This window comes from Rhizobium sp. B230/85, from assembly GCF_019355735.1.
Taxonomy (GTDB): domain Bacteria; phylum Pseudomonadota; class Alphaproteobacteria; order Rhizobiales; family Rhizobiaceae; genus Rhizobium; species Rhizobium rhododendri.
This window is the reverse complement of record NZ_CP072156.1, coordinates 2,556,237-2,578,222: the sequence shown is the minus strand read 5'-3', so window position 1 is coordinate 2,578,222 and position 21,986 is coordinate 2,556,237. Positions and strand designations below refer to the sequence as shown.

Annotated in this window: 24 protein-coding genes; 17 read left to right on the top strand and 7 right to left on the bottom strand. The window is 61.5% G+C overall.

Annotated features, from left to right (window positions below; genetic code table 11):
• Positions 1 to 7 precede the first annotated feature (7 nt).
• The 9 genes from J5289_RS12540 to J5289_RS12500 all read left to right on the top strand — a co-directional run bounded on the left by J5289_RS12540 (position 8) and on the right by J5289_RS12500 (position 7,546).
• The gene (locus tag J5289_RS12540; RefSeq protein WP_142823079.1) at positions 8 to 436 is read left to right on the top strand and encodes a L,D-transpeptidase; all 429 of its coding nucleotides are present in this window, start codon (positions 8 to 10) and stop codon (positions 434 to 436) included.
• Between the two features lie 123 nt (positions 437 to 559).
• Positions 560 to 838 (top strand): acyl carrier protein, encoded by a 279-nt coding sequence (locus J5289_RS12535; RefSeq protein WP_007814022.1) that lies wholly within the window; start codon positions 560 to 562, stop codon positions 836 to 838.
• 119 nt (positions 839 to 957) lie between these two features.
• On the top strand, positions 958 to 1,431 hold the full coding sequence (locus tag J5289_RS12530; protein WP_209183972.1) for a 3-hydroxyacyl-ACP dehydratase FabZ family protein: 474 nt from the start codon (positions 958 to 960) through the stop codon (positions 1,429 to 1,431).
• Between the two features lie 42 nt (positions 1,432 to 1,473).
• Positions 1,474 to 2,682, top strand: coding sequence for a beta-ketoacyl-ACP synthase (locus J5289_RS12525; protein ID WP_209183971.1), 1,209 nt, complete (start codon positions 1,474 to 1,476; stop codon positions 2,680 to 2,682).
• Positions 2,683 to 2,687: 5 nt separating this feature from the next.
• Positions 2,688 to 3,974 carry a beta-ketoacyl-ACP synthase gene (locus J5289_RS12520; protein WP_209183970.1) on the top strand — a complete coding sequence of 429 codons (1,287 nt, stop codon included), beginning with the start codon at positions 2,688 to 2,690 and terminating at the stop codon, positions 3,972 to 3,974.
• 198 nt (positions 3,975 to 4,172) lie between these two features.
• The gene (locus J5289_RS12515; protein ID WP_209183969.1) at positions 4,173 to 5,201 is read left to right on the top strand and encodes a zinc-binding dehydrogenase; all 1,029 of its coding nucleotides are present in this window, start codon (positions 4,173 to 4,175) and stop codon (positions 5,199 to 5,201) included.
• A gap of 3 nt (positions 5,202 to 5,204) precedes the next feature.
• Positions 5,205 to 6,140 (top strand): lipid A biosynthesis lauroyl acyltransferase, encoded by a 936-nt coding sequence (locus J5289_RS12510; protein ID WP_209183968.1) that lies wholly within the window; start codon positions 5,205 to 5,207, stop codon positions 6,138 to 6,140.
• Between the two features lie 187 nt (positions 6,141 to 6,327).
• Positions 6,328 to 7,284, top strand: coding sequence for an alpha/beta hydrolase (locus J5289_RS12505; RefSeq protein ID WP_209183967.1), 957 nt, complete (start codon positions 6,328 to 6,330; stop codon positions 7,282 to 7,284).
• 73 nt (positions 7,285 to 7,357) lie between these two features.
• Positions 7,358 to 7,546, top strand: coding sequence for a hypothetical protein (locus J5289_RS12500; protein ID WP_209183966.1), 189 nt, complete (start codon positions 7,358 to 7,360; stop codon positions 7,544 to 7,546).
• A gap of 82 nt (positions 7,547 to 7,628) precedes the next feature.
• Here J5289_RS12500 and J5289_RS12495 read toward each other — a convergent pair whose 3' ends face one another.
• Positions 7,629 to 8,159, bottom strand: a complete 531-nt coding sequence (locus J5289_RS12495) for a gamma carbonic anhydrase family protein (RefSeq protein ID WP_209183965.1) — start codon at positions 8,157 to 8,159, stop codon at positions 7,629 to 7,631.
• A gap of 13 nt (positions 8,160 to 8,172) precedes the next feature.
• Positions 8,173 to 8,865 carry a fumarylacetoacetate hydrolase family protein gene (locus tag J5289_RS12490; protein WP_209183964.1) on the bottom strand — a complete coding sequence of 231 codons (693 nt, stop codon included), beginning with the start codon at positions 8,863 to 8,865 and terminating at the stop codon, positions 8,173 to 8,175.
• A gap of 321 nt (positions 8,866 to 9,186) precedes the next feature.
• On the opposite strand from J5289_RS12490, the gene J5289_RS12485 reads away from it, so the two are divergent.
• Entirely contained in the window at positions 9,187 to 10,209 is a 1,023-nt protein-coding gene (locus J5289_RS12485; protein WP_247750564.1) for a prolyl oligopeptidase family serine peptidase, read from the top strand.
• A 21-nt stretch (positions 10,210 to 10,230) separates the two neighbouring features.
• Here the strand turns inward: J5289_RS12485 and J5289_RS12480 are convergent, their stop codons facing one another.
• Positions 10,231 to 11,433: an amidohydrolase family protein gene (locus J5289_RS12480; RefSeq protein ID WP_209183962.1), complete on the bottom strand. Its 1,203-nt coding sequence runs from the start codon at positions 11,431 to 11,433 to the stop codon at positions 10,231 to 10,233.
• 211 nt (positions 11,434 to 11,644) lie between these two features.
• On the opposite strand from J5289_RS12480, the gene J5289_RS12475 reads away from it, so the two are divergent.
• The 4 genes from J5289_RS12475 (at position 11,645) to dusA (ending at position 14,010) form a co-directional block, all read left to right on the top strand.
• Positions 11,645 to 12,124, top strand: a complete 480-nt coding sequence (locus J5289_RS12475) for a DUF2938 domain-containing protein (RefSeq protein WP_209183961.1) — start codon at positions 11,645 to 11,647, stop codon at positions 12,122 to 12,124.
• A gap of 46 nt (positions 12,125 to 12,170) precedes the next feature.
• Positions 12,171 to 12,392, top strand: a complete 222-nt coding sequence (locus tag J5289_RS12470) for a hypothetical protein (protein ID WP_111218049.1) — start codon at positions 12,171 to 12,173, stop codon at positions 12,390 to 12,392.
• Positions 12,393 to 12,615: 223 nt separating this feature from the next.
• The gene (locus J5289_RS12465; protein ID WP_209183960.1) at positions 12,616 to 12,816 is read left to right on the top strand and encodes a hypothetical protein; all 201 of its coding nucleotides are present in this window, start codon (positions 12,616 to 12,618) and stop codon (positions 12,814 to 12,816) included.
• A gap of 228 nt (positions 12,817 to 13,044) precedes the next feature.
• The gene (gene dusA / locus J5289_RS12460; protein ID WP_247749140.1) at positions 13,045 to 14,010 is read left to right on the top strand and encodes a tRNA dihydrouridine(20/20a) synthase DusA; all 966 of its coding nucleotides are present in this window, start codon (positions 13,045 to 13,047) and stop codon (positions 14,008 to 14,010) included.
• A gap of 319 nt (positions 14,011 to 14,329) precedes the next feature.
• On the opposite strand, the gene J5289_RS12455 is transcribed toward dusA, so the two are convergent.
• On the bottom strand, positions 14,330 to 14,542 hold the full coding sequence (locus J5289_RS12455; RefSeq protein WP_111223035.1) for a cold-shock protein: 213 nt from the start codon (positions 14,540 to 14,542) through the stop codon (positions 14,330 to 14,332).
• A gap of 676 nt (positions 14,543 to 15,218) precedes the next feature.
• On the opposite strand from J5289_RS12455, the gene J5289_RS12450 reads away from it, so the two are divergent.
• From J5289_RS12450 to J5289_RS12440, 3 genes are all read left to right on the top strand, one after another.
• On the top strand, positions 15,219 to 15,800 hold the full coding sequence (locus J5289_RS12450) for a DnaJ domain-containing protein (protein ID WP_111223034.1): 582 nt from the start codon (positions 15,219 to 15,221) through the stop codon (positions 15,798 to 15,800).
• Positions 15,801 to 16,753: 953 nt separating this feature from the next.
• Positions 16,754 to 17,248 carry an invasion associated locus B family protein gene (locus tag J5289_RS12445; protein ID WP_209183958.1) on the top strand — a complete coding sequence of 165 codons (495 nt, stop codon included), beginning with the start codon at positions 16,754 to 16,756 and terminating at the stop codon, positions 17,246 to 17,248.
• An 8-nt stretch (positions 17,249 to 17,256) separates the two neighbouring features.
• The gene (locus J5289_RS12440) at positions 17,257 to 17,838 is read left to right on the top strand and encodes an SH3 domain-containing protein (protein WP_247749105.1); all 582 of its coding nucleotides are present in this window, start codon (positions 17,257 to 17,259) and stop codon (positions 17,836 to 17,838) included.
• Positions 17,839 to 17,937: 99 nt separating this feature from the next.
• Here the strand turns inward: J5289_RS12440 and J5289_RS12435 are convergent, their stop codons facing one another.
• From J5289_RS12435 to J5289_RS12425, 3 genes are all read right to left on the bottom strand, one after another.
• A complete protein-coding gene (locus J5289_RS12435) occupies positions 17,938 to 18,141 on the bottom strand; it encodes a hypothetical protein (RefSeq protein WP_142823061.1) in 204 nt (67 codons plus the stop codon).
• Positions 18,142 to 18,279: 138 nt separating this feature from the next.
• On the bottom strand, positions 18,280 to 21,234 hold the full coding sequence (gene uvrB / locus J5289_RS12430; protein ID WP_209183957.1) for an excinuclease ABC subunit UvrB: 2,955 nt from the start codon (positions 21,232 to 21,234) through the stop codon (positions 18,280 to 18,282).
• Between the two features lie 127 nt (positions 21,235 to 21,361).
• Positions 21,362 to 21,853 carry a hypothetical protein gene (locus tag J5289_RS12425; RefSeq protein WP_247749104.1) on the bottom strand — a complete coding sequence of 164 codons (492 nt, stop codon included), beginning with the start codon at positions 21,851 to 21,853 and terminating at the stop codon, positions 21,362 to 21,364.
• Positions 21,854 to 21,986 lie beyond the last annotated feature (133 nt).

The following is a 21,986-nucleotide window of genomic DNA, read 5'->3' as shown; positions in this document are numbered from 1 at the left end:
GAAAATCATGAAGACGACAATTCCTGCTGCTGTGGCAACTCTCTGCCTCGGTTTTTATGCTGCGTCTGCCGATGCTTCGGCGCTCCTGGCGCGGATCGACATTGCCGCCCAGACGATGACCGTCAGTGAAAACGGCATCACCCGCTATCAGTGGAAAGTCTCGACGGCCCGGCCGGGCTATGTCACGCCGACGGGCAACTATACGGCCAAGTGGCTGTCCCGCGACCATCACTCGAAGAAGTACGACAACGCCCCGATGCCCTTCGCGGTGTTCTTCAACGGCGGCTATGCGGTGCATGGCACCACCGAGGTCCGCCGTCTCGGCCGGCCGGCGTCTCACGGTTGCGTCCGCTTGCAGACCGCGAATGCTGCTGTGTTCTTCTCCATGGCGAGCCAAGCCGGGCTTGAGAACACACGCATTATCATCAGCCAGTAAGCCAGCGACCGCCCTGCCTGACACACTGTCCCAAATTTTGGGCAGGCTGTCGCGCAGGCCATTGGCTTTTGAGACGGATTTCCCTATGACGAAGATCGAAAGATCATTTGAAGAGGTACTGGCGTGACTGCTACATTCGATAAGGTTGCCGACATCATCGCGGAAACGAGCGAAATCGACCGGGCGACGATTACGCCGGAAAGCCACACGATCGACGATCTCGGCATCGATAGCCTCGATTTCCTCGATATCGTGTTTGCGATCGACAAGGAATTCGGCATCAAGATTCCGCTGGAAAAGTGGACGCAGGAAGTCAACGAAGGCAAGGTCTCGACGGAGGAGTATTTCGTCCTCAAGAATCTCTGCGCCAAGATCGATGAGTTGCGCGCCGCCAAGGCCTGAGCTACCGCTGCATCTTTGCCAACGCCCTGCCGCCTTTGATAGGACGGCCGGGCGGTTTTGTTCCAAGCACTATCTCCCACCCGCTTTGCTTTTTCTCGCGGGTCGGACCGGAGAGCACCATGCTGCTGGAATATTTCCAGATGATCGACCGGATCGAGTCCGTCGACCTGTCCAAGGGTATCTTGAAGGCGCGCTCCGTCGTGCCGTCCAACAGTCCGGTTTTCGAAGGCCATTTTCCCGGAATGCCGTTGGTTCCGGGCGTCCTCTTGATCGAGACCATGGCGCAGGCGTCCGGCATGCTCGTTCTGGCCGCCACGAATTTTGCCGCGATGCCGTTCCTGATGACCGTCGACGGCGCGAAGATGCGTTCCTTCGTCGAGCCGGATGCGGTACTCGATATCGAGGCCATTATGGAACATGACGGATCCGGCTATGCTGTCACCAAGGCGAAGATCACTGTCGCCGGCAAGAAGGTCTGCGATGCGCAGTTGAAGCTGCGCACGCTGCCGTTTAATGAGGTGCCGCTGGCCGATATTGTTCGCAAGCGCGCCACGGAAGTCGGGCTTCTCGACGCGATTGCTGCCAGCGCCTGAACAGGCTTGGCCATCCGCGACGCAGCCGAAAAGGATTGATGTATGAGCAAGGCTCCCAATGACGTCGTCATCACAGGCGTCGGTATCGTAACCTGCCAGGGCGTCGGCAAGGATGCGCATGTTGCGCTGCTGACATCGGGCACATCGCCGGCTGTCATCGTCGAGACAGAAAAATTCAAGCCCTATCCCGTGCACCCGTTGCCAGAGATCGACTGGTCGCAGCAGATCCCCAAGCGCGGTGACCAGCGGCAGATGGAGAACTGGCAGCGCATCGGCGTCTTTGCCGCCGGTCTTGCGCTCGACGACGCCGGCTTCAAGGACAATTTCGAGGCATGCGGCGCGATGGACATGATCGTTGCTGCCGGCGGTGGCGAGCGCGACATCAATGTCGATACGCTGATCGTCGACGAGGGCCTGAAGCGCAACGACCGCGAATTGATGCTCAACGAAAAGCTGACGACAGAGCTACGGCCAACGCTGTTTCTCGCCCAGCTTTCAAACCTGCTCGCAGGCAATATCTCTATCGTCCACAAGGTCACCGGCTCGTCGCGGACCTTCATGGGCGAGGAGGCTGCCGGCATATCGGCGGTCGAGACCGCCTTTCACCGCATCAAATCCGGCGAATCCACCCATGCGCTGGTCGGCGGCGCGTTTTCGGCAGAGCGGCTGGACATGATCCTGCTGTTCGAATCGATCGGCGGCCACAGCGTCGGCGACTGGCAGCCCTTGTGGTCTCGTCGCGAAGGCGGCGGCGGCGGCATGATCGTCGGCTCGCTCGGAGCCTTCCTGGTTCTGGAATCACGAGCCCACGCCGAAAGCCGCAGTGCCCATATCTATGCGACCATCGACGCGATCGAGGGCGACCGCGGCAACCGCGACGACGGCAAGTTCGAGGCTCGCCTCGAGCGGTTGCTCGAGCCTGCCATCGGTTTCGGCAGCGAGACCATCGTGTTCTCCGGAAGCTCCGGTCTCCACGAGATTGCAGCCCGCGAGAAGGCGGTGCTGGACAAGACACTCCCGGAAGCGGCGATCCGTGGCTATGGCGGCGTTACCGGACACGGGCTCGAAACGCAGTTTCCGCTCGGCATCGCGTTTGCCGCACTGGCGCTGGCCAACAAGGCCAAGGTGCCGGCGTTCGACCCAAACCATGAAAAGCCGATGGGCACAGCCGCCCGGACGGCGATCGTGACGACCGTCGGACATACGCGCGGCGAGGGCGTTGCCGTCCTGTCCACTGAGCCTCAGGAGTGATGAGCATGACAGCTGCAGCCTATAGGGACCATCTCGGACGCCCGATCGTTGCCGTTACCGGCATGGGCATCATCACCTCGCTCGGCCAGGGCCTGAAGGACAACTGGGATGCGCTGACATCAGGCGTCTCCGGTATCCACGCCATCACGCGGTTTCCGACCGACAACATCTCGACCCGCATCGCCGGTACCGTCGATTTTATCGAGGTGCCGATTTCCAACGCCGTCGAGCGCTCCTATGCGTTTGCCCGCGAGACCACCGTCGAGGCGCTGGCGCAGGCTGGCCTGTCCGGTGATTTCAACGGTCCGCTGTTCCTGGCCGCTCCGCCGATCGAGCCGGAATGGAGTGCCCGTTTCGCGCTCGGCGACCGCTCGCCGCCGGCCGATCATCCGGGCGATGCCTATGAACGCTTTCTTGCCGCCATGCGCGAGCGGCCCGATCCGTCGTTCCACGAGGCCGCCTCGTTCGGCGCCATCTCCGAGCGGTTGTCCGACCGCTTCGGCACGCGCGGCCTGCCGGTGACGCTGTCGACAGCCTGTGCCTCGGGTGCCACCGCAATCCAGCTCGGGATCGAGGCGATCCGCCAGGGTCGCACCGAGCGGGCCTTGTCGGTCGCGACAGACGGCTCGCTGAGCGCCGAGGCGCTGATCCGCTTTTCGCTGCTCTCGGCGCTTTCGACCCAGAACGATCCGCCGACCAAAGCATCAAAGCCTTTCAGCAAGGACCGGGACGGTTTCGTGATTGCCGAAGGTGCCGCGACGCTGGTGCTAGAATCGCTGGAATCAGCTGTTGCGCGCGGGGCAAAAATCCTCGGCATCATGAAGGGCGCCGGCGACAAGGCCGACAGCTTTCACCGCACCCGCTCCTCGCCGGACGGCGCGCCGGCCATTGCCACGATCCGGGCGGCGCTCGCGGACGCCGGCATGGCCGAGACCGATATCGGCTACATCAACGCCCACGGCACCTCGACGCCGGAAAACGACAAGATGGAATATGGCGCGATGCTGGCCGTCTTCGGCGAGCGGCTTGCCAACATCCCGGTATCGTCCAACAAGTCGATGATCGGCCATACGCTGACTGCTGCCGGCGCCGTCGAAGCCGTGTTCTCGTTGCAGACGATGCTGACGGGTACGCTGCCGCCGACCATCAACTACGCCATTCCGGACACAAGCATCAACCTCGACGTGGTGCCGAACGTCAAGCGCGAGACGCAGGTCCACGCGGTGCTGTCGAATTCGTTTGGCTTCGGCGGGCAGAATGCCAGCCTTGTCATGGCGCTCGATCCGGCCTAGAGGCCGCGAATGACGCAAGTTTGTCTGAAACACAGCCGCCTTGCGAAAGGGCGGCTGTTTTCATTCGGCCCGACGCGTGATCCTTTGCGCCGGCATCCGCGTACTGCCAACGGAATGGCTTCCAGTTCTGGACGAAATGCTCTAGAGCCTGTCGCCACACGATTTACTTGATAACGCCTTCGGGCGGAGGGCCTTTCCATGCGTGCTTTGCAACTCGTCGACGACCGCAAGCTTGAAATCACCGACCTTCCTGAACCGGATGCTCCCGGTCCCGGCGAAGTGACGTTGCGCGTCAAAGCGGTGGCGCTGAACCATATCGACGTCTGGGGATGGCGCGGCATGGCCTTTGCCAAGCGCAAGATGCCGCTTGTCATCGGTGCCGAAGCATCCGGCGTCGTCGAAGCCATCGGCCCCGGCGTATCCAGCGTATTGCCGGGCCAGCTGGTGTCGATCTATGGCGCGCGCACCTGCGGCCTTTGCCATCACTGCCGCGCGGGCCGCGATAATCTTTGTGAAAACGTCAGCGGCGTGCATGGCTTTCATCTCGACGGATTTGCGCAGGAGAAGGTCAACCTGCCGGCCCGTCTGCTGGTGCCGGCGCCTCCCGGCGTCGATGCCATCGCGGCAGCGCTTGCCCCGGTCACCTTCGGTACAGTCGAGCACATGCTGTTCGACAATGCCAAGCTGCAGTCCGGCGAGACCATCCTCATCCATGCCGGCGGCTCCGGCATCGGCTCGGCGGCGATCCAACTGGCAAAGAACATTGGCTGCACCGTCATCACCACGGTCGGTTCCGACGACAAGATCGAACGGGCCAAGGCGCTTGGCGCCGATCACGTCATCAACTACCGCGTCGACCGCTTCGAGGGCGTGGTGCGCAAGCTCACCAAGAAGAAGGGCGTCGACGTCGTCTTCGAACATGTCGGCAAGGACACGTTCGGACAGTCGATGTTCTGCCTGAAGCGCGGTGGCCGGCTGGTCACCTGCGGCTCGACATCCGGCGTCTCCACAGAAATCAACCTGATGATGCTGTTCCAGCAGCAGTTGAAGCTGATGGGCTCGTTCGGCTGCCGGATGGAAAACATGGCTGATGCCATGCAGAAGATGGCGCGCGGCTACGTGCATCCCGTCATCGACACGGAAGTAAGTTTCGACGACATCGACAGGGCGCTTGAGCGGATGGAGTCGCGGCAGATCTTCGGCAAGATCATCCTGAAGATGGATTGACCGGTGAAGCTCTTCATCACCCGGATCGTACTGGCCTTTCGGCACTTTCGCCAATGGTCGATCGCGCAGCTGGCCTTTGGGTTCTTGAATTTCCTGAAGCTGTTTCCAGCTGATGGCGGCATACGGTTTGCCGACTGGCTGATGCGCAAGGTCGGTCCGCGTACGCGTCGTCATGCGCTAATGCTCACCAATCTGCGCAATGCTTTTCCGGAAAAGAGCGATGCGGAGATCGAGGCAATTGCGCTTGCCAGCTGGGGGAGCATGGGGCGGCTGGCGGCGGAATATGTGTTCCTCGACCGCCTTTTCGACTTCGATCCCGAGAAGAGCGAGCCGGGCCGCATCGAGGTTTCCGGCGTACCGATCTTTCTGGAATTGCGCGACAATCCACGGCCGTTCATCGTTTTTACCGCCCATACTGGAAATTTCGAATTGCTGCCGGTGGCCAGTGCCGCTTTCGGACTTGAAGTCACCGTGCTTTTCAGGCCTCCGAACAATCCTTATGTCGCAAAGAAAGTCTACGACTTCCGCGCCAAGCGGATGGGTCATCTGGTTCCCTCGCATGCCGGCTCATCCTTTGCCCTCGCGCGCCAGCTGGACGAGGGCGGCAGCGTCGGCGTGCTCGTCGACCAGAAATTCCGCAAGGGACTGCGGACGAAATTCTTCGGCCGCGACGTGAAGACCAATCCGCTGCTGCCGAAGCTGGTGCGGCAGTTCGAATGCGAGGTCTATCCGGCCCGCTGCGTCCGGCTGCCGAACAATCGCTTCCGGCTGGAAATCGAGCCAAGGATGGAGCTGCCGCGCACCGATACCGGCGCACTCGATCTGCCGGCCACTGCCCAGATGATGAACGACAAGGTGGAAAGCTGGGTACGGGAAAATCCGGAGCAATGGCTCTGGTATCATGACCGGTGGAATATCAAGAAGCACGTCTTGAAATGAAATCAATGGGTTACGCTATTGTACCTAGCTGATCCGAGTGGGTGTCAAAAATTGCGATTGTGGAAAAGTCGTCGAAAATCGATGCTAAAAAGCAACCATCCATATTGCAGTGCATTATAGTCGTTATTCGAAATAAATTCGTGACATAGTTCAGTCATATGCTTCTGACGGGGCAGGGATGATGGATTTGAAAAGACGAAATTTCCTGGTTGGCGCGGCAGTTGCAGCCGCAGCCGTCCAGACGACGACAACCGCAGCGGTGGCGGCCACGCCAGACCCTGCCCAGAATTCTACGATCGAGGTGATCAACCTCTGGACGGGTTCACCTCCGGGTGGCGCCGGTCCGGGCCAGGGCGAGAACCTGACGCCGCGCGGGTCGCTGACACAGATCTCGCTGCCGCGCATTATCATCCACAAGCCGGACAAGCCGACCGGGGCAGCGATGCTCATGTGTTCGGGCGGCGGATATGCGCGCGTCGATATCGTCAACGAAAGCACGCCGGCTGCCATCTACTTCGCGTCGCGTGGCATCACCTCCGTTGAACTCGTCTATCGCGTGCCGCAGGAGGGCTGGAGCATCCATGCGCCGTTCCTCGACGGTATCCGGGCTATGAAGATCCTCCACACGGAGGCGAAACGCCTCGGGATCGATCCGGCAAGGCTGGGCGTGATGGGCTTTTCCGCCGGCGGCCACGTTGCCGGGATGCTGGCCACCAAGGCCGCCGAGCAGTTCTACGTGCAAACCGACGAAATCGACAGTTCGCCAAGCGACGTCGCGTTCGCAGCCCTTCTCTACCCGGTCGTGACGATGATGGCGCCGTTCGACCAGACCATGAGCCGTTTGAAGATCTGCGGCAAGAAGCCGACAGAAGACATGCGCGAGGCCTTTTCGGTCGAGCAGCACGTCACGGAAGACATGCCACCGACCTTCGTCGCGCATGCGATGGATGACCCTATCGTGCCCGTCGACCACAGCCTCATGCTGTTCCGCGCACTGCGTGCTGCTGATGTCGACACCGAGCTGCACATCTTCCAATCCGGTGGCCACGGCTGGGGCATGGGCAAGACCCGGCCATCGGTGCGCAGCTGGACCCAGCTGGTGGAGACCTGGCTACGGTTGAACGGCATGCTGCCGACCGTGTGAGGTCCATTAGCTGATAGCTGCGTTGGAACCTATGGCATCGCTTCTGGTTGGGGATGGCAACCAGGAGAAAAGAATGACCAACGACAAGGCTGCAGCCAACAACAACAGCAACAACGACGTCGACGCGAAAAAGCTGGATCCCACAAGCGATGCGGCGCGGAGCGACCCGAAACAGGCCGACGCCCATCGCGAAGAACTGAAGAAGACGGCGGAAAAGGGTTTTGATCGCGCCCTCGACAAATCCCCCGAGGACAAACGCTGAGGCATGTCTAGCGGAGAAATGTCCGGGAACAGTGGTAAAGCGTGACACGCTGATCTCAGCGATTGTAGCGCGCTTTTGACTTTTAATCGACCAGCTTCAGATCCCGTGCGAAACGCTGCCAGTTGGCGACGTAGCTTGTTGCCGAGCGGCGCAAGCCTTCGATGGCGGCGTCGTCGAGAAGACGGATCGCTTTTGCGGGCGAGCCGACGATCAGCGAGCCGTCGGCAAATTCCTTGCCTTCCGTCACCAGTGCATTTGCGCCGACGAGGCAATTTTTGCCGATGCGGGCGCCGTTGAGGATGGTGGCGCCCATGCCGACCAGCGTGTTGTCGCCGATGGTGCAGCCGTGGACGATGGCGTGGTGACCGATCGTGCAGCCTTCGCCGATGACGACCGGAAAGCCGGCATCGGTGTGGACCATGCTGCCTTCCTGGATATTGGTCCGTGCACCAATGACGATCGGATCGTTGTCACCGCGCAATACCGCGCCAAACCAGATGCCGACGTCCTCGCCAAGCTCGACCTTTCCAATGATCGACGCATCCGGCGCCAGCCAGTAGCGTCCGGCAGGCGGCGTCTTCGGGGTCAGTCCTCCCAGCATATAGATCGGCATGGCGTTCTCCCGGTCAGATGACGGTCAGCGACATCGTGGCGACGCCATCGACGCCACAGGTAATACGGTCGCCCTTGGTGACAGGGCCAACGCCCGCCGGCGTGCCGGTCAGGATCACATCGCCAGCGGCAAGCGTGAACAGCTTCGACAGTTCGACGATGATTTCGGGGATCTTCCAGATCATCTGCTCGATGTCGCCGTTCTGCACGCGCTCGCCATTGACCTCGAGCCAGATGGCGCCGGAGTTAGGATGACCGGTGCGCTCGGCGGGTACTAGGGCTGAGACGGGTGCCGAATGCTCGAAGGCCTTGGCAACCTCCCAGGGGCGGCCTGCCTTCTTGGCAACGGCCTGCAGGTCGCGGCGTGTGAAATCGATGCCGACGCCGTATCCGTAAATGCAACCCAAGGCCGCCTCGACCGGGATATCGCTGCCGCCGGATTTCAGCGCGATGACGAGTTCGACCTCGTGATGAACGTCGCTGGAAAGTGGTGGGTAGGGAAAGTCGCTGCCGACGAGAAGATTGTCGGCATTCTTCTGAAAGAAGAAAGGCGGCTCACGGCTGGGATCGTGTCCCATCTCGATGGCGTGGTCGGCATAGTTTCGGCCTACGCAATAGACACGCCGCACCGGAAAGGTCGTAGCCATTCCATCGACAGGCAGAAGGGTGGGATGGGGCAGGGGAATGACGGTGGCAAGGTCGGTCATGGCGCAAACTCTTTCACTGATCAGAGCCTTTTGTCTCGCGATTCCGGCAACAAATCCAGCACTGTGTGGTGCCGTTTGCGTGATGATTTTATTGGAGGTGCGAAGGCTGCGGTCGCAACCTGGCGCCGGCATGGACCTCAATCGCGATTTCGGACGTCCGGGATTGCGATCAAGGTCGCGTGGTTGAGGACCGTGGTCGATGCTGTGCTTCGAAGCGCGCCGGCCTTCTCTCCGCCACGACACGCGGAAACTTACTCCTCGGCGCTCGCAAGCATGAGGACCAATATGCTTTCTCCACTAAAAACCATCGCCATACTGTGCATGGCTACAGTCTTGACGATGCCGGCGCAGCAGCGAGCCCTGGCCAGTGAGAATGTCGGAGTGCGCGAAATTTCCGTACCGTCGCCTGAGCGCGGCACCGATCTAGACGTTACCGTCTGGTACCAGGCGCTCCCCGGTGGAAAATCCACGCTGCTCGGAGAAAGCACGTTCTTCGTGGGAACGCCTGCCATGCTTGGCGCTCCGATCTCGGAGGGTGCATTTCCCGTTGTCTTGCTTTCGCATGGCGCCGGTATCGCCGGAAACGCGCAGGCGCTGAGCTGGCTCGCAGCGCCACTGGCTAGCGAGGGTTTCATCGTCGCGGCTCCCAACCACCCTGGCAATTCGGGGGCCGGGCGATCCGCAGCGGAGACGATGAAACTTTGGCTGAGACCTGGCGATATCAGCGATACTCTGGATGCAATCGGGAAAGACGCCTTTTTCAAAGAGCATCTGGAAAGCGACAAGACAGGAGCACTGGGCTTGTCAGCGGGCGGCAGCACAGCCTTGGCGCTGGCCGGTGCCCGGATCGATCCGCAGCGGCTCGCAAGCTATTGCGACACGGATGCGCTCAACCCATCGCTTTGTGGCTGGGTTCGCCAAAGCGGTGTCGATCTTCATGCCATGGATATGCAGTCCTCCGGCCGTCATAGCGAAGACAAGCGCATTCGATTTGCAATGGCGATCGACCCTGCGCCGATCGACATTTTCCAGCCCGGGACGTTCGCGGAAATTTCCATTCCCGTCGAGATCGTCAATCTTGGCAAGCCGGGTGCAATTCCAGCCACCGCAGATGCGGCCGGAGTTGCCAAGGCGATTTTAAAGTCGAGATACTCGACGATCCCGGACGCCAGTCATTTCAGCATGTTCGCCGAATGCAAGCCGGGGGCTGAAGAGACCGCTATGGCAAAGGAGATCGGCGATCCGATCTGCAGGGACGGCGGCCGCTCCAGGAGTGCCATCCACAGGCAGTTGATCGATATCGTGACGGCGGCCTTCAAGCGAGAGCTTGGTTCGGGTCGCTAAGGGTAGGAGCGAGCCACCGCCTCACCGCACCACCATCCCGTTCTCCGCCACCAGCCTGCCGCCCTTGTAGACGGAGCGTTGTTTTGGCACGGAGACGACGGCTTCCGGGACATGGGCGGCCGTCAGCGTGACGAAATCGGCGCGGCAGCCGACCGTCAGGCCATAGTCCTCCAGCCGCAGCGCTTTGGCGCCCGAGGTCGTGACGACGTCGAAGGCGGCGCGCAGTTCTTCGTCGGTGTAGAAGCCGGAGCGGTAGCCGATCATCATGGCGCGGCCCAGCATGTCGCCATCGCCATAGGGCCACCAGCTATCGCGGATGTTGTCGCTGCCGCTGAAGACGGTGACGCCGGCCGACCGCAGCAGCGCCACCGGCGGGAAGGCGTGGTTGCCGGGCGCGTTGGTCATGATCGACACGCCGGAGGCCGCCAATTGCTCGCCCGCGCGCTTTGCCGCGTCAGGGGCGAGGTCGCCAAGGCCATAGGCGTGGCTGACGGCAACATGGCCCTCCATCGACAGCGAGCGGGTGCGGGCGCAAATTTCCTCGATGGTGAACTGGCCGAGCGTGCCGCCATCGTGCAGGTGGATGTCGATATCGACGCCACGGCGCTCGGCAATGTCGAAGATGACGTCGAGATGACCGCCGAGGTCACGGTCGAAACTGGCCGGATCGAGCCCGCCGACGACATCGGCGCCCATGGCAATCGCCTCGTCCATCAGTCCTGGTGTACCCGGGCTTTTCAGGATGCCGCTCTGGGGGAAGGCGACGAGCTGGATGTCGATCAGCCCGGCATACTCGTCGCGGACCTTCAGGATCTCCTTGAGGTGCTTGAGGCCCACGGAGCCGTCGACCATCACATGGCTGCGCAGGGCGGTGGCGCCGTTGCCGATGGCAAGCTCGAGCTGCTTTCTGGCGCGCACATCCATCGGTTCGGCAATGGCGAGGTTTTGGTGCTGGAAGGCGACGCGCTCGTGCACGTCGAAGCCGGCTGTGCAGGGCTTGTGGGAAATCCACGGGCCGCCGTAGAAGCTCGTGTCGAGATGGATGTGGCCTTCGACGAAGCCGGGTACCACGAGCGCGCCGCCGAGGTCGACGGTCGTGCCGGCGCCGGTGCCGAGGCTGCCGCTGGCGCCGATGGCAACGATGCGGCCGCCGGTGACGGCGATGTCGCTGAAGGATCCGTCATCCAGCCGGGCATGGATGAAAAGCGTGTCGATGGCGGTCAAATCTCTCTCCTTCGCAAGGGTCGTGCGCGTCTTCTGAGGCTTTGTAGCGCAATAATGCGGCGGCGACAGCAAGGGCGGCCGGATCCGAGGCCTGAAAGCTTGGGGCGAGGCGATTCTTTTGGCCGGCTTCGATGGATGGGCATTGCTTTCGCCGGTGCGCCTATGGTTTGGTGCGCGCCTGCTTCCGGCGTCCCAAATTATCGGATTTCACATGGTCGACATTTTCTGGCGCTGCCTTGTCATCGGCATTGGCGCAACGATCTTCATGGATCTCTGGGCGATCCTCTACGCCCGGCTTTCCGGCAGCGGCATGCCGAACTGGGCGCCGGTCGGCCGCTGGTTCTATCACCTCAGCCATGGCACGGTGTTTCACGACGATATCAATGCGAGCGCGCCCTATGCCCACGAACTGGCGCTCGGCTGGATCGGCCACTATGCTGTCGGCATCGCCTATGCCTTCCTGCTGGTGGCGATCACCGGCCCGGGCTGGCTGCAGGCGCCGACATTCCTGGTTGCCTGGATCTGGGCGATCGTCACCGTGGCGGCTGGCTGGTTCCTGCTGCAGCCGGGGCTTGGCATCGGCTGGGCAGCATCGAAGACGCCCAATCCGAACAATGCTCGCCTGCTCAACCTGGTGGCTCACACGGTATTCGGCTTCGGGCTGTACGGGACGGCGCTGCTGATCCGCTGAATTTACGGGCGGCGCGCGCGCCGCCGACGCTTAAGGAGACTTTGACATGGCCGACGACGAATTCATGACGCTGTACAAGGCAGGCAAGTTCAAGGAGGCACTGGCCTCGGTGACCGGGACCGACCCCAAGGCGAAATGGACGCCGAGCCGCTATGCCATCGACAAGCGCGTCAACAAGCCGATTTTCTATCGCGGCAACAAGCGCGTCGAGAAGGATGCGAACGGCGAGTGGCAGCTTTCCAAGCACAAGTTCGAGTTCGACGACTAAAGATTTAGTTCGCGTCAGACGACGAATTCGCCTTGTCGGATGGCCTCGGGAACGCCCGATTTCCGCCTTGCTGCTGTCGCGTCGCTGTCTTCGTTGCGGGTTATGCTGATGGCTCTTCCTAGTGCAGTGCAGCATGGTTAATTTTTAACGACTCACATGCTAGGAAGGGAACGAAGACGGCGCATGCGTCGTTTATCCGGCAGCTATCAGGAGGGCCCCGACCATGATCTTCAATTTCTTCAACGCCCGCAAGCGCGCCGCTTCCATCGAAACCGATGCCATCGACTTTTCCCGCGAAGAAGCGCTGCATCCGGCACTCGAAGCTCTGGTCCGCGCCCAGGAAAAGCAAGTCAATCTCTCGTCGCACGAACGCGACTACGGCGCCAAGCGCGCGCCGATCCAGATGCCGGTCGCCTTTATCTAAAGCGCCAATATCGGAACATCACAGGGCCCGGTCGGCTTCATGCCCGACCGGGCCTCGCTTTTTTGTCGGCTCCGCTATATAGAGCGATGCACGCACGCCCAAGGGCCCTGCGCTCCCGACATGAAGATCCCGAGCGATACGCCAATGAATTCCCCATCCCCCTCCACGGCGCCCGTGCCGACAGCGTCGCCCTATGCATCCGGCGGCAAGATCTTCGCCGTCGCACCTATGATCGACTGGACGGATCGGCATTGTCGGTTTTTGCATCGGCAGATCAGCCGGGAAGCGTTGCTTTATACGGAGATGGTGGTCGCGGATGCTATCATTCATGGGCCGCGCGACAGGCTGCTCGGGCATCATGCCGAGGAGCATCCGGTGGCGCTGCAGGTCGGCGGTTCGGATGCGGGCAAGCTTGCCGAGGCGGTGCGGATTACCGCGGATTACCGCTATGACGAGATCAACCTGAATGTCGGCTGCCCTTCGGACCGGGTACAATCCGGCACGTTTGGTGCCTGCCTGATGCTGACGCCGGATACGGTGGCCTCTGCTGTGGCGGCGATGAAGGCGGTGACCGGTTTGCCGGTGACGGTGAAATGCCGGATCGGCGTCGACGAGCAGGACCCGGAGGTGGCGCTGCCCGACCTGATGGTGCGGGTGCTGGACGCCGGCGCCGACGCCATCTGGATCCATGCGCGCAAGGCCTGGCTGAAGGGCCTGTCGCCGAAGGAAAATCGCGATATCCCGCCGCTGGACTACGACATCGTCTACCGCATGAAGCAGCGTTTTCCGGATGTGTTCATCGGCATCAACGGTGGCATCAAGACGCTGGACGAGGCGGAGATGCATTTGCGCCATGTGGATGGCGTCATGCTGGGCAGGGCTCCATATGGCGATACGGCGGTTCTCGCCGATGTCGACCACCGCATCTACGGCAAGCCTTTTCGCGCGCCGGACTGGTTGGCGCTGCGCGATACGATGATGACATATGCCGGCGCCCATATCGCCGCTGGCGGACGGCTGCAGCAGGTGACGCGCCATATGATCGGGCTGTTTTCGGGCATGACCGGGGCGAGGCGGTTCCGGCAGATCCTGTCGAGCGATGTGGCAAAGCCGGGCGCGGGGCCGGAGGTCATCGCCGCCGCTTTTGCCGCCGTGGATTTCTCGCCCGCCGAGCCGACGGTGCTTTCGGCCTGACAGGGTCGCCGGGAGGTAAGTTGCGGTGCCAGATCGCCCCCCTCTGTCCCTGTGGGACATCTCCCCCACAAGGGTGAGATTGGCCGGGAGCGGTCAGCCCGCAAGAGGAAGATCAGCCGAAAGCCAAGGTCCGCAAGGGAAAAGAATAATCTCCCCACTTGTGGGGGAAATGTCAGCGCAGCTGACAGAGGGGGGCGCCGACCAACGAGGTGGCCCTCCCAGGCAATTCCCAAAGCATCAACTCAGGCTCAAAACACAAAAAAACGGCGCGCCCTGCAGCACGCCGTTCTTGTAAAATTTCTTCGTGACTGGACGGGTCTCAGAAAGCCGAGATGTTGACGGCCTTCGGGCCCTTGCCCATGCGATCCGGCTCGGTGTCGAACGTGACCTGCTGGCCTTCGCGCAGCGACTGGATGCCGGAAGCCTGGAGAGCGGAGATGTGAACGAACACATCCTTCGCGCCGCCTTCTGGCGTGATGAAACCAAAACCCTTGTCCTGGTTGAAAAATTTAACGGTGCCCTTGGTCGCCATGGAAATAGTCCTTTTCCCTCTAGTCCATTTTGCCCGGTGGTCGAAGCCGGACGGTTGTGCCTTCGCGCGGCGCGGAAGACGGGTCGAGTAGTCACGTACGGGGAAAGAACGTCTACGCAGGCTTTGCCACATCTGTCCAGTCACCGGCAAGTAAATGCCCGAGAACCAATTCGTGGCAGCATTTTTTTAAAAAAGCAAGCGACAAAATTTTGACACGTTTCAACCTGCGCGGCATAGCGCCTTTAAATCAAGGGTTTGAAGGGTTTTTGAAGCCCTACGCAAGCCGGTTGTGCCATTTCGGGAGGTTGCGTTGATGCATTTTTCGCTGTCCCGGATCGGGATTCCGGCTCTTCCCGGACGTGGTTTCGGGCAGTTTCAGGCGAACATTTCTGACCTCGCAGACCACCGGCATGGTCCGTTATATTCCGCCTATAAAGCCTCCGCCCCGATGGCCCGGCGGCGTGATTTTCGCGCCCGTTGGCACAGGTTTTCGGCATGCGGCCGACGGCCAGTCGCCATAAGGTTGTGGTTGCCTTAAAGTCGGGGATATCGTGACGGCTTCCACAATTTGGTCCCGAGCAAGGCCGATGATATCAACGCGCTGCGGGGGTTGAAGCCGGGCGTGCAAGAGGCTAGTCGGAGTGGGTGCGTGCGGGCAGGCGGAAGAGGTAGCAAGATGATGGATCCCTATGCGATGCTCGGTCTCGCGCGCGATGCGGGCCTCGATGCGATCAAGAGCGCCTATCGGAAAGCTGCCAAGACCGCCCATCCCGACAGCGGCGGCGATGCTGAACACTTTGGTAGGCTGCAGGCCGTGTACGAATTGCTGCAGGACCCGATCCGCCGCAAGGTCTACGACGACACCGGCTACGATCCGCAGCTCGCCGACCCGCGCGACCTGCAGGGGGCGGCAATGATCGAGGCGCTGGTCAACGATTTCATTCTCGACGAGCGCGAGCCCGGGTCATTCGATCCGGTTGCCGCGATGCGCCGAAAACTCTCGGACGAGGCGGTCAAGAACCGCTTCCACATCCTCGAGCTGGAACGCCACCGGGCCCGCGTCCGCAAACACATGGACCGCCTCGGCCGCCGCCCCGAAGCCGACGTCCTAGGCTCCATGCTCCGCGCGCGGACAACGGCGATTGCCGAGGCAATCCGCAAGGCGGAGGCGCAGGTGGAGACGATCGAGCACGCGTATACGATGCTCGAGGAGTATGGGTACGAGATGGACGTGGTGGAGTTACGGGCGGCGGAGTGAGTGACCTCGTTTAGGCGCCAAAATAGACGGGAAAATCTTTAACCGTTGTCTTCTTTTCCAGAAATCGAGTAGTTTTTGAGTGTGACGATACGCGGCTGCGATCGCATTTCGAAGCTTAACGCTACATGCAAGATTTGATCTGTTTGGTGGCAATTCTATATATGCGCCGTTGTATCAGTTTCTTATACTCCAATATGGCCGTGATGCTCGGACTCTATTTTGTAGTATGCTTGACTGGCTTGGTTTTTAAGTTCACCTTTTGATCTTATGATTCGTCTTGCGTGCCAATGGAGTTTGACGAAATGAACTTGCGCGGCGCTCTTAGAAGTATTTCGCACGAACTTGGCCTTAAAGGTTAGTATACATACGAAGAAGTTATCCGTGAATTGAGAGTTAGGCATTCCAATCTAATCATTGCAGAGTCGCGGAAGCTTGAAACAATGGCCTTGAGGCGCATGCTAAGCGATGTCGAGGCGAGGCAAACTAAGACAAACCGTACCTTACAGGGAGAGCTTTTTCCCGAGTTGGCTGGGTTTCCAGGATCTTATGACGCCCGTAGCGTAGGGCTGACGGATAAAAAGGGCGTTCGAGTGTTGCTGCAGTTGCTTTCTATCAAATCAGTTCGGCAGATTTCCAACTATTCAGAAACTCCAAAGAAAAATGATTCATTGCAAGCTAGGCTCAAATCCTACCTAGACGTTCTTTCTCCTCATATACAGTCGGATGATGAAGTATTTTGTGATGTTATCAGACGCAGTCGGAAATAGCTCCGGAAGTTGCCTGCGCCGGTTCTTGCCTCAGGCGGTAGATCCGATCTCACAACCCCCCATCACAATATCGTAACCACCCCATTAACCTCCCGGTAACCCTCGACGGGCTCCAATTGGGCCTTCGCGTGGCCGGAAATGTTCTGAAATCCGGCCTGAGTTTGTCCGAAACCTGTCTGGAATATCATGCCCGCAAAACTCCCCATTTTCGCCGTCGCTGCCGTTCTTGTCTCTTCTGCCGCCGCGTTTGCCGAGCCTAGCCGGATCCAGCAGTTCGATGACTGGGGCGTCTATTCCTATGCGGCGAAGTCGGGGACGGTTTGCTATGCGCTTTCGATGCCGACGAAGATGGAGCCTGCGGGGATCGATCACGGAAAGAACTTCTTCCTGGTGTCGCCGTCTGCGGATGGCGGCTTCGTGCCCGAGGCGGTGCGCGGCTATATGCTGAAGCCGGGGGCGCCGATCACCGTTTCGGTCGACGACAAGCGCTTCGCCATGGTGTCCAAGGACAATGCCGCCTGGGTGCGGGACGTGGCGCAGGAGCCGGATCTCGTGGCGGCAATGCGCGGCGGCAGCGACATGACCGTCAGCGCCACCTCGAAACGCGGCACGCCGACCCGCTATACCTATTCGCTGGACGGCATCTCTGCGGCGCTGAAGAAGGTCTCGGCCTGCCGGTGAGGGCGCCCTTGTCCCGCAGCCTTGTGGCGGTCGCCGGTTTTTCGGCCATTGTGCTGCTGGTATCGCCACTCTCGCAGCCGCTGCCATCGGCAGCGCCGCTGCTTTCAGGCACTGGTTCTTCGGCTCCGGTGCTGGCGCCCGGATTTGCGCGCGGCAGCGAAAGCGGCTTGCCCGTGCCGCGTTTCGTGTCGCTGAAGCCGCGCAAGGCGCGCTTGCGCATCGGGCCTTCGCTCGATTATGCGACGCGCTTCATCTATGTCGCGCCCGGCCTGCCGCTCGAGGTCATCCAGGAATATGGCCGCTGGCGGCAGGTGCGGGATTCCGACGGCACGTCCGGGTGGATGTATGGCTCGCTGCTATCGGGCCAGCGGACCGGCATTGTCGGCCCCTGGCTCTCGGCCAACGTGCCGCTGCGGGTGGCCGCCAATGCCAAGGCGAGCGCAATCGCGGTGCTGCAGCCGAAGGTGCTGCTGAGGCTATCGGCCTGCGACGGCAGCTGGTGCCGCGTGCATCTGAGCGGGCCGCGGCTCACCGGCTATATCAGGCAGGCCGCCATCTGGGGTGCCTATCCCGGCGAGGTGTTCGGGTGAGGGCGCAGGCTGGCGAGAACTTCGCTCGCTGCATCGCCTACGTCTGAACGCAGGCAGCGGAGTGTTGCGACAGGCGCCCGTTTGCGCCGCTCTGCATCATCAGCGCTGGGCGGTCCCGTCGATCTTCAGGCGGATCTGGTCGACATTGCCGCGCACATAAATCGTCAGCGGATTGCCGCCGGCGCCGGATACGGCAAAGGCGATGATCGACACGTCTTCCTCGAAGGTCGTGACATAGAGCACCTGCGCCGGATTGACGTAGACGGGCTGGTTGTGGGTATTCTTGAAGCCGATCAGCGCCATGGTTTCGTCCTCTCTAAGGCAAGTGACATATGGCTTGCCATGCGGAGATTGCCTTAGTCTTAACAGCGCGGCCGCAACCCATCAACGAGCGCCGCCGGGCCCAAGTTTTTCGCTTTTTGCGCTCGGCCGGCCTTGTTTTTACCGCCCCGGGCGTCCCGTCTTGCCCTTGGTGCGCTTCTGGCGCTTGACGTCGCCGGCGTCTTCGTAGGAGCCGGCGCCGGCCTTGGCGCGGATGATCGGGCGAGGGTCGTCCTTGCCGGATGCGGGGCTGCCGTCCTTGTCCGGCTGGCCTTCGAGCAGCGGCGAGAAGCGCTTCTTGCTGCTCACCGTTTCCGGCGGGCGTTCCGGCAGGCTGCCCGCCGCTGGCTTCTCCGTCCGCCCGACCGTCATCTCGTCGAGGCTGTTCTTGCGGAACAGCGGCCGGGCCGTATCGGTGCCGGGCCCCATGTCGTCGAGCGACGGTTTCTGGAAGTAGGAGGTGGATGAAGCGGAATTTGCGGTTGCGCGCCCCTCTGTGGGCTGCGGCGGCATCTCCCCCGCAAGGGCGGAGACGGCAGTTTGGCGCTTGCCCTTCGGCTTGCCGTTGTCGCCCTCGACCGCCCTGGCTTCCTGGCGGGCCATAGGGTCGTCCATGACGGCGAGTTCGGCGGCCTTGAGGCGCTTGATCTCGTCGCGCAGCCTTGCTGCCTTCTCGAAGTCGAGATCGGCTGCGGCGTCGCGCATCTGCTTTTCCAGCGCGTTGAGATGGGCCTGCAGGTTGCCGCCAACCAGGTTGCCGCCATCGGCGAAGCCCTTGCCCGACACGCCCGAGATATCGGCGCGCACGTGGTCACGCTCGTAGACGCTGTCGAGGATGTCGGAAATCCGGGCCTTCACCGATTCCGGCGTGATGCCGTGGGCGGTATTGTAGGCCATCTGCTTTTCGCGGCGGCGCGAGGTTTCCTCCATCGCCCGCTTCATCGAGCCGGTGATGTTGTCGGCGTAAAGGATGACCTTGCCATCGACATTACGCGCCGCGCGGCCGATGGTCTGCACCAGCGACGTCTCGGAGCGCAGGAAACCTTCCTTGTCTGCATCGAGAATGGCGACGAAGCCGCATTCCGGGATGTCGAGGCCCTCACGCAGAAGGTTGATGCCGATGAGCACGTCGAAGGCACCGAGCCGCAGGTCGCGAATGATCTCGATGCGCTCCAGGGTGTCGATGTCGGAGTGCATGTAGCGCACACGCACGCCCTGTTCGTGCAGGTATTCCGTCAAATCCTCGGCCATGCGCTTGGTGAGAACAGTGACCAGCGTGCGGTAGCCGGCAGCCGCCGTCTCGCGGATCTCGCCGAGCACGTCGTCGACCTGAGTGCGGGCGGAGCGCACCTCGACGGGCGGATCGATCAGCCCGGTCGGGCGGATGACCTGCTCCGCAAAGACGCCGCCGGATTGCTCCATTTCCCAGTTTCCGGGCGTCGCCGACACGGCGATGGTGTTGGGGCGCATGGCGTCCCATTCCTCGAACCGCAGCGGCCGGTTGTCCATGCAGGACGGCAGGCGGAAGCCGTATTCGGCCAGCGTCGCCTTGCGCTTGAAGTCGCCCCGGTACATGCCACCGATCTGGCTGACGGAGACGTGGCTCTCGTCGATGAACAGCAGGGCATTGTCGGGGATATATTCGAACAGGGTGGGTGGCGGCTCGCCCGGGTTGCGGCCGGTGAGATAGCGCGAATAGTTTTCGATGCCGGCACAGGAACCGGTCGCCTCGATCATCTCGATGTCGTAGCGGGTGCGCTGTTCCAGCCGCTGGGCTTCCAGCAGGCGGCCGCCCTTTTCGAGCTCGGCCAGCCGCATTTTCAGCTCTTCCTTGATGTGGCGGATGGCGCCGTTCAGCGTCGGGCGTGGCGTCACATAGTGCGAGTTAGCGTAGATCTTGACCGATTTCAGGTCGCCGGTCTTGTGGCCGGTCAGTGGATCGAACTCGGTGATCGAGTCGATCTCGTCGCCGAACATCGAGATCCGCCAGGCCGCATCTTCCAAGTGGGCAGGAAAGAGCTCGATCGTATCGCCGCGCACCCGGAAAGAGCCGCGCTGGAAATCCATGTCGCGGCGCTTGTATTGCTGGGCCACGAGGTCGGCGAGCAACTGCCGCTGGTCGAGCTTGTCGCCGACCGTCATCTGGAAGGTCATCGCCGTGTAGGTCTCGACAGAGCCGATACCGTAGATGCAGGAGACGGAGGCGACGATGATGCAGTCGTCACGCTCCAGCAGCGAGCGTGTAGCGGAGTGGCGCATCCGGTCGATCTGCTCGTTGATCGACGATTCCTTCTCGATAAAGGTGTCGGAGCGCGGCACATAGGCTTCAGGCTGGTAATAATCGTAATAGGAGACGAAGTATTCCACCGCATTGTCGGGGAAGAAATTCTTGAACTCGGAATAGAGCTGAGCCGCCAGCGTCTTGTTCGGCGCCAGGATGAGGGCAGGCCGCTGCGTCGCCTCGATCACCTTGGCCATGGTGAAGGTCTTGCCGGAGCCGGTGACGCCGAGCAGCACCTGGCTGCGCTCGCCGGATTCGATGCCGGCGACAAGTTCCTTGATCGCCGTCGGCTGGTCGCCGGCGGGCTCATAGTCGGACTGCATGCGGATCCTGATGCCGCCCTCCGATTTTTCCGGCCGGGCAGGGCGATGCGGCGTCCACATCTTGCCGTCCTTGAACAGCGGATTGCCGCTCTCGATCAGCGCCGACAGCGCCTCGACGGTGGCTGTGACGGCCGTTCCCGCATTGGCGGCGTCTTCCAGCGAAGTATCCATGCCGGAAACGGGGTTGAGCCCGGCGGCAGCCCGCGTCTTCGGATCGGTCGAACCGCCCATGGAGGTGCCGCGCGCCGATTTGGAGGCGGCGATTTCCACCTTCTTGCGATGCTTGCCGGCCTTGGAGGCGATCTCGCGCTGCGTCTCGACGCCGGAAATCTCCGCTTCCGCTTCGAGCTGCTTCACCCAGTCGGCAACCCCGCCTGACAGCGGCGCGCCTTCGAACGGCGCCTGCGGCGCCTCCTCGAAACCGGTATTTCGATCATCGCGAGCGGGAGAGTTTTTCGGGGATCTTGCCATGCCCGGAATATGGAGCGGCGATGGCGGAAAGTGAAGAGGGCATGAGTACAAAAGGGCAACGGCACAGCAGTTTGCCACAGGGGGCGGCGGCCTGAATTCACAGGCCGCCGCTTTTCAGCGCACGCGGCTAGTGGGGCCCGCAGACCTCGGAGATCTTCCTCTGGGCAAAATTGCGCGCCAGATTCTGGATATCGCCGACCGAGCTCAGCAATTCGCCGACGGGGCCACTGACGCTGACACGGGCGTCGGTGACCTTGCAGGCGCCGATATCGACGGACATCGATGCCTGCAGCTTGCCCTTCATATCGATGCCGCCGAGAAGTCCGTGCGAACTCGATTTGCAGGCAAGGTCAGCCTGGGCGTTGATCTGCACGCCATCCGGCGCGGTGCAGAGATCGAGGCCGGTGAGGTTGAAGCGCTCCTTCTTGTCGAAGCCCGGAATTTTGGCGCAGGGATCGGCTTCGTCGGCGGCCTTCAGGATGCCCGGTCCGTATTTGCTCTGCAACAGCGACCAGCAGCTCGGCGCCGCCATCGCAGCCGTTTGCGGCAGCACAAGAGCGACGAAGGTGCCAACGGCAAGGCTGAGAGCGCGAAGTCGGGTGACGGATGTCTGGATCAAGGGATAGATTCCTGCTGGGACACGAACAGTTGCAAACGCCGCCAGCGGGTCATGGCGCGGGCCGCCGAACTGGCGCCATTCTCCACTGCTTTTTCCGTTCGATCAACGGGAAATCGGGCTCAGTTCTGCAACG